We start from the raw sequence: 13626 nt of genomic DNA on the forward strand, positions 1-13626 counted from the left end.
AATTTCATCACCTTTCGTTTTAAATTTAACGCTCAACGCATGTTGGGCGTTTGTTTCATCCTCATACTATGGATGAATGTACATTTAGGGTCACTCTGGTAAAATGCGCCAAAATTCAAATGTGAGCATGACGAGAGCCAAATATGCCAATGTATGTTGTGGGTCATAAGATCCCTGATTCTGATTCAATCTGCGGTGCAATTGCACTTGCGTACCTGAAAAACCAAATCGGTGAGCCAGCAGTAGCGGCACGTCTTGGAGAGCCTTCTCCTGAGACCGCGTTCATTCTGGAGCGCTTTGGTTTCGAAGCTCCTGAGCTGAAACTGAGCTACGCAGGCGAAGAAGTTTACATCGTTGACCACTCTGAACTGACTCAAGCACCTGACGACATCGCAGAAGCGACTATCGTTGGTATTGTTGACCACCACAAACTGGGTGATCTGACTACGTCTACCCCACTGGAGTGTTGGATCCGTCCCGTTGGTTGTTCAAACACCGTCATCAAAATGATGTACGACTTCCACGGTGTAGAAATTCCAAAAGAGATCGCAGGCATCATGATGTGTGCGATTCTGAGCGACACTGTTATCTTCAAATCACCAACTTGCACCACTGCAGACATCCGCTGTGTTGAAGATCTGGCGAAGATTGCAGGTATTGAAGATTACGAAGCACTGGGCTTGGAAATGTTCAATGTAAAATCTGCTGTAGCAGGTACTCCGATTCGTGATCTCGTTATGCGTGATTACAAAGACTTCAACATGAACGGTAACCTTGTTGGTATCGGCCAGCTGGAAGTTGTTGATCTGTCAGTTTTTGATGAGATCAAAGCAGAATTGGAAGCCGACATCGCTACTCTGAAAGCAGAAGGCGAGCGCCACACAGTGATGTTGCTACTGACTGACATCATGAAAGAAGGATCTGAGTTGTTGGTTGTTTCAGACGACGTGTCTGTTGTAGAGCGCGCTTATGGCAAAGAAACCGAGAATGGCCGTGTATGGTTGGATGGTGTTCTAAGCCGCAAGAAGCAGGTTGTTCCGCCGCTTCAAGATTCCTTTGCTTAATTGAATAGAAAAGGGGCGGGTTTCCGCCTTTTTTTATTTTCTACATCGTCAATATTTTTGGTCATCTTTAATCTAGCATATACAAAAATTCAGTCTGAATATAAAACCCTTTGACCAATTTAACTAACTAACCTCCTAATACAGCCAATTCCTTTTTGTAATATATTACTAATCCCTTAAATTCCCTTCCTCAAATCACTCTGTAAAACACAATTTTTCATTCACTCAAACCCGCCACTCTCCTCTCTAAACCTTAAAAATCGCAAATTCAACACATTGCATTTCAATCACTTGTTTAATCAACCAGTTGCTCCAAAATATAATGTACGTCATAAATTTAGCATGCGTTACATTCTCATTTATTAAACACTTTTAAATAATAATTTAAAAACCATCATTCTTTTAATCACAGCGTTTGAATAAAGCCCTACTCTAGTCATGTGATTATTCTTAAAAAAGACTGGCATTAATTGAGGGTTCATGGATGTCCGAAGAGAGTCTGGGTCAGATGGCTAATAAATCTGTATTTATTTCTAAAGATGGAAAAATTGAATATGCGCAAAGTGGAATAAAAATAAATCAGGGAGATATTATCTTTGTCCCTAAAAACCAAGAGACTGACAATTCATCTCATTCAGTCTTGCTTGTAGATGATTCTTTGCCCTCGGAGATGGTATTACCAGAGGGTTTTGAAGAAATCATCACGGCGATTGAAGAAGGGCGAGATCCGTTATTGGTTGCGGATGTAGACCCGCAAGCTGGTGAAGCAACAGCTGGTTCCTCCTTGGCACCCCAAGCGGTTATTCTGGCGAATTCCCTTTCTGTATTGGCAACGGCAGGATTCGACACAGATATTGCTCTACCACCAACAACAACGCTGATTCAGCAAACGATCGCAAGCTCTCTATTCGGTATCCAAAGCCAAGAAACCGAAACACCAACCATTCCTGCTCATTTGCAGGCCACATTACTTGGCAGTGACACTGTCGCGGAAGGTGACAGCGCAACATATACCATTTCTCTCTCAGAACCTGCGGAGACTGATGTCACCATCACTATAAGCGTGCAGCACAAAACTTCTGAGTCAGACGATATCATTCCTGTCCAACAACAATTGGTGATACCCAAAGGTCAAACTCAAGCAACATTTACCGTCGATATTCTCGACGATCCGTTTGATGAAAACGACGATGATGACAGCTTTGAGGTTTCCATCATCGAATCCGTCGCGGCAGATAGCGAACAAATAGTAGATTCATCCGCACCTTTAATCACCACAATTTTGGATGAAGATACTGAGGACCTGAAAGTCGGCGAGGATATTCCAATGCTGACTCTCTCAGGTGACAGCAGTGTTGAGGAAGGGGAATCAGCAAACTATCTACTCGAACTTTCAGAAACTCCCCATTCCGACATGGAGATTACTGTAACTATCACCCATGTCTCTAGTGAATCTGGAGATATCGCGACTTCATTGCAAACAGTCACTATCCCTGAAGGCAGTAATAGCGTCAGCTTTACCGTTGCAACACTTAACGATGTCTATGACGAGAGCACAGATACTGACGTTTTCAAAGTTGAGGTAACTGGCTCAACGGGAGGCGACTTTGAAGGTCAACCAGATGCACCTCAAGCGATTGAGACCACAATCGAAGACAGTGCAACAAAAGATGCACCGACGCTAACTTTGACAGGTGATACTTCAGTTAGTGAGGGAGCATCAGCCAGTTACACACTCACTTTGTCCGAAGCCCCTAACTCTGACTTTACAGTTACAGTCACGGTTGGTCATAAGACCACAGAAGATGGTGATATTCAGCCAGTGACCCGCAACGTGTTGATAGCAGCCAACACCACCTCGGTTAATTTCTCCGTTGATACCCTGGACGACAGCCTGAATGAATCGGTCGATGACGATGTATTTACCGTCTCAGTCGACAGCACGTCTGGTGGTGACTTTGAAGCACAGCCAACCGCACCGGCTGCCGTCGAAACCACCATCAATGATGGCACTACCGCGGATTCACCGACTCTCACCTTAACTGGCGATGCGTCAGTGAATGAAGGGGAAGCGGCAAGCTATACATTGACGCTCAGTGAAGCACCAACAGCAGACTTTACTGTCACGGTGGTTGTGGGACACAAGACCTCGGAAGACGGTGATGTCACCCCTGTCACCCGCGATGTGGTGATTGCTGCGAACTCTACCTCAGTCAACTTTACCGTTGATACCCTAGACGACAGCTTGAATGAATCTGTCGATGATGATGTGTTTACCGTGTCAGTGGATGCTACATCTGGCGGTGACTTTGAAGCTCAGCCATCGGCTCCAGCGGCGGTGGAAACGACCATCAATGATGGCACCACGACAGATGCGCCAACCCTGACACTGACCGGTGATGCCTCTGTGAACGAAGGCGAGTCTGCCAGCTACACCCTTACCCTATCTGAAGCACCAACTGCAGACTTTACTGTCACGGTTGTTGTGGGACATAAGACCTCAGAAGATGGCGATATTACGCCTGTCACCCGTGATGTGGTGATCGCTGCAGGTACAATTTCAACTAATTTCACGGTCGATACGCTCGATGACAGCCTGAATGAATCGGCGGATGACGATGTATTTACCGTCTCAGTCGACAGCACAACTGGTGGTGACTTTGAAGCACAGCCAACCGCACCGGCTGCCGTCGAAACCGCCATCAATGATGGCACTACCACGGATGCGCCAACTCTGACACTGACCGGTGATGCCTCTGTGAATGAAGGCGAGTCAGCCAGCTACACCCTTACCCTATCTGAAGCACCAACATCAGATTTTACTGTCACGGTGGTTGTGGGACACAAGACCTCGGAAGACGGAGATGTCATGCCAGTGACCCGTGATGTGGTGATCGCTGCCAACACGACCTCGGTTAACTTTACCGTTGATACGCTCGATGACAGCCTCAATGAATCTGCCGATGACGATGTGTTTACTGTCTCGGTCGACAGCACAACTGGTGGTGACTTTGAAGCACAGCCAACTGCGCCAGCCGCGGTGGAGACCACCATCAATGATGGCACCACCACAGATGCGCCGACTCTCACCTTAACTGGCGATGCGTCAGTGAACGAAGGCGAGTCTGCCAGCTATACATTGACGCTCAGCGAAGCACCAACAGCGGACTTTATTGTCACGGTTGTTGTTGGACATAAGACGTCAGAAGATGGCGATGTCACGCCGGTGACCCGCGATGTGGTGATTGCGGCGAACTCTACCTCAGTCAACTTTACCGTTGATACCCTGGACGACAGCCTGAATGAATCCGCCGATGACGATGTGTTTACCGTCTCGGTCGACAGCACGTCTGGCGGTGACTTTGAGGCGCAGCCAACTGCACCCACTGCGGTTGAAACCACCATCAATGATGGCACTACCACGGATGCGCCAACCCTCACACTGACAGGTGATGCCTCTGTGAATGAGGGCGAGTCAGCCAGCTACACCCTTACCCTGTCTGAAGCACCGACAGCTGATTTCACCGTCACCGTGGTTGTTGGTCATAAGACGTCAGAAGATGGTGATGTGACGCCAGTGACCCGTGATGTCGTCATTGTTGCAAACACTACCTCAGTCAACTTTACCGTTGATACCCTGGACGACAGCCTGAATGAATCCGCCGATGACGATGTCTTCACCGTCTCGGTGAACAGCACTTCTGGCGGTGACTTCGAAGCGCAGCCAACTGCACCCACTGCGGTTGAAACCACCATCAATGATGGAACCACCGACGATGCGCCGACACTGACACTGACGGGCGATGCGTCAGTGAATGAAGGGGAAGCGGCAAGCTATACATTGACGCTCAGTGAAGCACCAACAGCAGACTTTACTGTCACGGTTGTTGTGGGTCACAAGACCTCGGAAGACGGTGATGTCACGCCAGTTACCCGTGATGTCGTCATCGCTGCGAACACTACCTCGGTTAACTTTACGGTTGATACCCTGGACGACAGCCTGAATGAATCCGCCGATGACGATGTCTTCACCGTCTCGGTGAACAGCACAACTGGTGGTGACTTTGAGTCACAACCTACCGCACCAGCTGCCGTGGAAACCACCATCAATGATGGCACTACCGCGGATGCGCCGACCCTGACACTAACAGGTGATGCCTCTGTGAATGAGGGCGAGTCAGCCAGCTACACCCTCACCCTGTCTGAAGCGCCGACGGCTGATTTCACCGTCACCGTGGTTGTTGGTCACAAGACCTCGGAAGACGGTGATGTCACGCCAGTAACCCGTGACGTGGTGATCGCTGCCAATACCACTTCGGTTAACTTTACCGTCGATACCCTAGATGACAGCCTGAATGAATCGGCGGACGATGATGTGTTTACTGTCTCTGTCGACAGTACTGCTGGCGGTGACTTCGAGGCGCAGCCAACGGCGCCGGCTGCTGTCGAAACCACCATCAATGATGGTGCCACTAAAGATGCGCCGACCCTGACGCTGAATGGCGATGCCTCTGTCATTGAGGGCGGATCAGCCAGCTACACCTTGACCCTCTCGGAAGCACCTACAGCGGACTTTACGGTCACTGTGGTGATTGGCCATAAGACCACGGAAGACGGCGATGTCACGCCGGTGACCCGTGATGTGGTGATCGCCGCAGGCACCACTTCCGTTGATTTCACCGTAGATACGCTTGATGACAGCCTGAACGAATCGGCCGATGACGATGTGTTTACCGTGTCTGTCAACACTACTACTGGCGGTGACTTCGAGGCACAACCAACTGCGCCTTCTGCGGTGGAAACCACCATCAATGACGGCACTACCACGGATGCGCCGACCCTCACATTGACCGGTGATGCATCAGTGAATGAAGGGGAAGCGGCCAGCTACACGCTCACCCTGTCGGAAGCGCCAACGGCGGACTTTACGGTCACCGTGGTCATTGGACATAAAACCTCGGAAGATGGTGATGTTACACCAGTGGCCCGGGATGTCGTCATTATCGCTGGTACCACTTCGGTCGACTTTACCGTTGATACCCTTAACGACAGCCTGAATGAATCCGCGGATGATGATGTGTTTACCGTCTCGGTCGACAGCACCTCTGGTGGTGACTTTGAAGCGCAGCCAACCAAGCCTGCAGCCGTCGAAACCACCATCAACGATGGCACCACCACGGATGCGCCAACTTTGATATTGACCGGAGATGCTTCTGTCAACGAAGGTGAGTCAGCCAGCTACACATTGACGATCAGTGAAGCACCGACCGCGGACTTTACCGTGACTATCGTCGTGGGTCATAAGACCACGGAAGATGGCGATGTCACGCCAGTAACCCGCGATGTGGTCATTGCGGCAGGCACCACTTCTGTCGACTTTACGGTTGATACCCTGAACGACAGCCTGAACGAATCGGCGGATGACGATGTGTTCACCGTCTCGGTGGATGCTACATCTGGCGGTGACTTTGAGACACAGCCCACCGCGCCAGCTACCGTGGAAACCACCATCAACGATGGCACCACCACGGATGCGCCGACCCTGGCGCTGACTGGCGATGCCTCTGTCATTGAGGGCGGATCAGCCAGCTACACGCTTACCCTGTCGGAAGCTCCAACAGCGGACTTTACTGTCACCGTGGTGGTTGGTCATAAGACGTCAGAAGACGGCGATGTCACGCCGGTGACCCGTGACGTGGTCATTGCGGCAGGCACAACATCAGTAGATTTCACCGTAGATACGCTTGATGACAGCCTGGATGAGTCAGCGGATGACGACGTGTTTACCGTGTCTGTCAACAGTACTACTGGCGGCGGCTTCGAAGCGCAGCCAACCGCACCGGCTGCCGTGGAAACCACTATCAATGACGGCACTACCACGGATGCGCCAACCCTGACACTGACGGGTGATGCCTCTGTCAACGAAGGCGAAGCTGCCAGCTACACGCTCACCCTGTCTGAAGCGCCGACGGCAGACTTTACTGTCACCGTTGTTGTGGGACATAAGACGTCTGAAGATGGCGATGTCACGCCGGTGACCCGTGATGTGGTGATCGCCGCTGGCACTACGTCCATCGACTTTACGGTGGACACGCTTGACGACAGCCTGAATGAATCCGCCGATGACGATGTCTTCACCGTCTCGGTGAATGCTACCTCCGGCGGTGACTTTGAGGCACAGCCGACTGCACCGGCTGCCGTGGAAACCACCATCAATGATGGTGCTACAACTGATGCACCAACCCTGACCCTGACGGGCGATACGTCAGTGAATGAAGGCGAATCGGCCAGCTTCACCTTGACGCTCAGCGAAGCGCCAACCGCGGACTTTACCGTGACTATCGTCGTGGGTCATGAGACCACCGAAGATGGCGATGTCACCCCTATGACCCGTGATGTTGTCATTGCGGCTAACACGACTTCGATTAACTTTACCGTCGATACCCTAGACGACAGCCTGAGTGAATCCGCCGATGACGATGTGTTTACCGTCTCGGTGAGTGCCACCTCAGGCGGTGACTTTGAGTCGCAGCCAACGGCACCGGCTGCCGTGGAAACCACCATAAATGACGGCACTACCACGGATGCGCCGACCCTGACGCTGACGGGTGATACCTCTGTCAACGAAGGCGAAGCTGCCAGCTACACGCTCACCCTGTCCGAAGCACCAACCTCTGATTTCACAGTGACTGTCGTGATTGGACACAAGACCACGGAAGATGGTGATGTTACACCAGTGACCCGTGATGTCGTCATTACCGCTGGTACCACTTCGGCCGACTTCACCGTAGATACGCTTGATGACAGCCTGAACGAATCGGCGGATGACGATGTCTTTACCGTCTCGGTGAATGCCATTTCTGGCGGTGACTTTGAGGCACAGCCCACCGCACCAGCTACCGTGGAAACCACCATCAACGATGGCACCACCACGGATGCGCCAACTTTGACATTGACCGGCGATGCTTCTGTCAACGAAGGTGAGTCAGCCAGCTACACATTGACGATCAGTGAAACACCGACCGCGGACTTTACGGTCACTGTGGTCATTGGACATAAGACCTCGGAAAATGGCGATGTTATACCAGTGACCCGTGATGTCGTCATTACCGCTGGTACCACTTCGGTCGACTTTACCGTTGATACGCTTGATGACAGCCTGAATGAATCCGCCGATGACGATGTGTTTACCGTCTCGGTCGACAGCACAACTGGCGGGAACTTTGAGGATCAGCCAACGGCTCCGGCTGCGGTGGAAACCACCATCAATGACGGCACCACCACGGATGCGCCGACCCTCACATTGACCGGTGATGCATCAGTGAATGAAGGGGAAGCGGCCAGCTACACGCTTACCCTGTCTGAAGCACCAACATCAGATTTTACTGTCACGGTTGTTGTGGGACATAAGACGTCGGAAGATGGCGATGTCACGCCAGTTACGCGCGATGTCGTCATTACCTCTGGTACCACTTCGGTCGACTTTACCGTCGATACCCTGGACGACAGCCTGAATGAATCCGCCGATAACGATGTGTTTACTGTCTCGGTCGACAGCACGTCTGGTGGTGACTTTGAAGCGCAGCCAACCGCACCAGCTGCCGTGGAAACCACCATCAACGACGGCACTACCACGGATGCACCGACGCTCACCTTAACTGGCGATGCTTCAGTGAATGAAGGTGAATCAGCCAGCTACACATTGACGCTCAGTGAAGCACCAACATCAGATTTTACTGTCACGGTTGTTGTAGGACATAAGACGTCAGAAGATGGTGATGTCACGCCAGTTACCCGTGATGTCGTCATCGCTGCGAACACTACCTCGGTTAACTTTACGGTTGATACCCTGGACGACAGCCTGAATGAGTCTTCCGATGACGATGTGTTTACCGTCTCGGTCGACAGCACAACTGGTGGTGACTTTGAAGCGCAGCCAACCGCACCCACTGCGGTTGAAACGACCATCAATGATGGCACCACCACAGATGCGCCAACCCTGACACTGACGGGCGATGCCTCAGTGAATGAAGGCGAGTCAGCCAGCTATACCCTTACCCTGTCTGAAGCACCGACAGCTGATTTCACCGTCACCGTGGTTGTTGGTCATAAGACGTCAGAAGATGGTGATGTGACGCCAGTGACCCGTGATGTGGTGATCGCTGCCAACACGACCTCGGTTAACTTTACCGTTGATACCCTGGACGACAGCTTGAATGAATCTACCGATGATGATGTGTTTACTGTCTCAGTCGACAGCACTTCTGGCGGTGACTTCGAGGCGCAGCCAACGGCGCCGGCTGCTGTCGAAACGACCATCAATGATGGTGCCACTAAAGATGCGCCGACCCTGACGCTGAATGGCGATGCCTCTGTCATTGAGGGCGGATCAGCCAGCTACACCTTGACCCTCTCGGAAGCACCTACAGCGGACTTTACGGTCACTGTGGTGATTGGCCATAAGACCACGGAAGACGGCGATGTCACGCCGGTGACCCGTGATGTGGTGATCGCCGCAGGCACCACTTCCGTTGATTTCACCGTAGATACGCTCGATGACAGCCTGAATGAATCCGCCGATGATGATGTGTTTACTGTCTCGGTCGACAGCACAACTGGTGGTGACTTTGAAGCACAGCCATCGGCTCCAGCGGCGGTGGAAACGACCATCAATGATGGCACCACCACGGATGCGCCGACCCTGACACTGACGGGCGATGCGTCAGTGAATGAAGGTGAATCAGCCAGCTACACGTTGACGCTCAGTGAAGCACCAACAGCAGACTTTACTGTCACGGTTGTTGTGGGACATAAGACCTCGGAAGACGGCGATGTCACGCCAGTTACCCGCGATGTGGTGATCACTGCCAACACAACCTCGGTTAACTTTACGGTTGATACGTTGGACGATCAGCTTATCGAATCATCAGACAATGATGTTTTCACAGTTTCAGTTAGTACAACGTCAGGCGGAAACTTCGAAGCTCAACCGACTGCACCAAACGGAATTGAAACGTCTGTGACAGCCAACGATACAGCAGCGCTTGTCGAAGATGTCGGCGCTCAATCCATTTCCGGTGTTCTGCAAGTTTTGGCATCTGATGGTGTTACAGAGCTCCAGTTTGATGACACAACGAGTACGGGTACCTATGGGCAGCTTGCTCTTGTGAGCGGTGAATGGACATATACGCTAGGTGCGAACGCACAGACATTGGATGAAGATCAAGTCGTCAATGAAACCATCACATTGACTGCGACGGATGGTTCAACACATCAAGTAACCGTTGTAATAACGGGTACAGAAGATGTGCCGGAAGTATCTGGCACTTTGACTGGTAGTGTTGACGCCGTCGGCTTCTATGTCGATACCAACAACGCAGGTAGTGTGACAGGAGAAGGAACCAGTACTTCTGGGCCAATCAATGCAGGTTGGACAACAACCTCAACCACCATCAACGGTGTGCCCTATGTTGTGTCTACCCAGTGGGGAATCAGCGTTTCCACATTCATTTATAAGGTAAATAATGATGGTTCACTGACTGAAACAGATCGCATTACCTATGACCAGTCCACCAATACGGTAACGACAACATCAGGTGGTGACGTTACGGCTGATGTGACCGCATTAGGTATCAGCCCCAACTCACTGGGTAATGGTTTAACGCAATCTAATATTTCTAATATTGATGGTAATACCACGCTGTTTGTCACTTCTCAAAACAGTCGCTCATTGACCGCATGGGAGATTGCACCAGATGGAACGCTCTCAATAAATGGTGGTGTGACTAACATTCACAATACCGATGGACAAAGCTATTTACGCGAGAACGTGGTATTCGAAGGAGAAGATGGTACTGAATATGTGTTCGTCACTCGCCCAGGCACGGACAACATCTCGACCTTAACCTATGATCCGGTCACCGGTGACTTTACCAATCTAAATCGCGCCGTGTTTGGCGGAGATCTCGTGTCGTCTATCGATGTCTACACAGACAACAATGGTAACACCTGGTTGGTAGCCTCATCCAACGATCAAGTGCGTATCTACAGCGTTAACGCGAATGACGGAACACTGACATTTGTTGACTCAGAGTCGGTCAACATCGGTGTCAGTAACTCTGTGAATTTCTACGAAACCAGTGATGGCCGACTCTATGCCATTTACACCAACAACTCTTCAGATCTCGCCACGATTTATGAGGTAGACAGTTCTGGTAATTTAACGCTGACTGATACCATTTCTGGCGCTGGACATTACTTCGCGTCCGCCAGCTATATTGACGGCGAGCCAGTGTTTGTCATGCCAAATCAGGACAGCGGCGTTGACCTCTATACCATTGATGAAAGCGGTAGTTTGGTTCTGCAATCCACAATAACGGGGATAAGCAATGACTGGACCTCACCGGTCATTGTCCAAACTGAAGATGGCTCTCATTACCTGGTGGATGCTGATGGAAACACAGCAACAGTGAAACTGAAAATCGGCAATCAGGAAGAAATCACCGTCTCCGGTTCCATCGCTATTACAGATATCGATACCAATGACCAGCCTGAATTCCAGAACACAGTCATCGAAGGCAAGTATGGAACACTTGAACTGATTGATGGTGACTGGACCTACACACTTGATAAGGACAAAGTATCCAGCCTGGAGGACGATGAAGTCGCGCAGGATGTCATCACACTGACCGCCACCGATGGGACGACACAAGACGTTGTCATTGATGTGACGGGTCACCAACCCGTAGAGCAATTTGTTCAAGGTACAAATACTGGGAGCATAGTTGTTGACCTTGCGCCAGACGCTGCTTCTCCGGGCTTTGAGGAAGATGCTGCAGATGGCACCGTGTCATTCTCATTGGCCGACTACACATCTGACTTGATTGATGATGCGGACAATAGTGATGCATTGACAACATCAATCAACATCACTTCACTTCCGGATAATGGCACACTCTACTATCTCGATGCTGGCGGAAATCAGATTGCTGTTGCAGTGGGAGATACATTGCCAGACGACACTAATTTCGTTTTTGAGCCCGATAAAGTATCAAAAACGTTCTCGTCGTCAGACATCACAAGCTCTACACAGTCTTCGATTGTCACCGATGGTATGACAGTGTCAGGAGGTACCTTCTCAGGGATTAAGCCAGATCTGGGAAGCATGATTACTGATGCTCCAATTGTGTGGGAATTCACTAACGGTGAAGATGGTCTTGGCATTGGTTCAGATCGGGAGCTTGATTCTGTTAACAATGAAGTGATGACTTTTGAGTTTACCAACGGACTTGATGTCACAAGCACTGACATTGTTGTTGCCAGTGCATTTGGAAACTTCTCAGATACTCGCCCAGCGAACGCGACTGTTAATTTTATCGCTTTGAAAGACGGTCAGATTGTTAACGAATTTACCTTCGCAAACATCTGGGAAGCGTCAGGACTAACGGGTAATGCCACACTCAATATTAGTGATGGCAGCGGTTATGACGAGCTGCGGATGTATATCTCTGCTTCCGTCAACAGTAACCTCACCGTCACCAGCGTTTCGACTGTTGCTCTGGATACCACAGACACATCGTTTACCTATAAAGCGGTTAACTCTTTGGGCAATGAAAGCGACGTCGCCACGATAACCTTGGGAGACGCCATCAGCGACACTGCAGAACAAAGAACACCGCCAACAGTTTCCGGCACACTTGTTCTGGCAGATTCATCCGGGACAACAACAGGTATTTTCCCAGACACTACTGAACAAGGTCAGTATGGCTCTGCTCAGCTGGTGAACGGCAACTGGACATACACTTTAGATCCAACGCTTCTATCCAACATCCCTGATGGACAGACGCTTCAAGACACCATCACCTTCACCGCCAATGATGGCACCACCTCCGACATTCAGGTTGTGATTGGCGAGTCTGGAAGCAGTATTGCGTCATATTACGCCACCGACGTAACAACAGGATTGAGTGATTTGGTTGATCTGAGCCAAACGACGGCATTTGGAGGTAGTGAAGATGATTTGCTTTCGGGCTTGGGCGACGAAGATATCATGCTTGGTCTCGCTGGAAACGATGCTCTCAACGGCGGTGCAGGGAATGACACACTTGATGGCGGTGAGGGAAATGACATTCTTACGGGTGGCCAAGGAGACGATATCTTATTCGGTGGAGACGATAGTGACATTTTCGCCTTCAATGCAGGTGATCAGGGAACTGGCGCAACACCTGCTCAGGATCAGATAGCCGATTTTGATACCAGTCTGGACACTTTAAGTCTGGCTGATCTGCTTCAAGGAGAAAGTGAAGAAAATATCGGAGACTATCTGTCCGTCTTTGATAATGCGAATGGTGATGCGGTCATCAATGTTGCTTCGTCCGGCGCCAGTGTTGATCAAACAATTGCGTTAGACAATGTCTCGGTTTCTGATTTAGCCACTGCATATGGCGTCGATTCAACAGGATTGAACAATGACCAGATCAGTTCCGCGGTAATTGATGCCATGATCACCCAGTCAAAAATCATTATTGACTAAATTTCATAATATATTGAAAAGCCAGCGAAT

General features: G+C 50.4%; 2 protein-coding genes. Both read left to right on the top strand.

All coding sequences use genetic code 11. The features are described from left to right. Positions 1-143: 143 nt before the first annotated feature. Entirely contained in the window at positions 144-1064 is a 921-nt protein-coding gene (locus GCE9029_RS07825; RefSeq protein ID WP_062662363.1) for a manganese-dependent inorganic pyrophosphatase, read from the top strand. A gap of 670 nt (positions 1065-1734) precedes the next feature. Then, positions 1735-13596, top strand: a complete 11862-nt coding sequence (locus GCE9029_RS07830; protein ID WP_157487783.1) for an immunoglobulin-like domain-containing protein — start codon at positions 1735-1737, stop codon at positions 13594-13596. Positions 13597-13626: the final 30 nt, after the last annotated feature.

It is taken from the genome of Grimontia celer (assembly GCF_900055185.1).
Lineage (GTDB): Bacteria > Pseudomonadota > Gammaproteobacteria > Enterobacterales > Vibrionaceae > Enterovibrio > Enterovibrio celer.

Excerpts from the sequence above, each read along its gene's own strand:
- GCE9029_RS07825 (WP_062662363.1), top strand. The coding sequence starts at position 144 with ATGCCAATGTATGTTGTGGGTCATAAGATCCCTGATTCTGATTCAATC.
- GCE9029_RS07830 (WP_157487783.1), top strand. The coding sequence starts at position 1,735 with ATGGTATTACCAGAGGGTTTTGAAGAAATCATCACGGCGATTGAAGAA.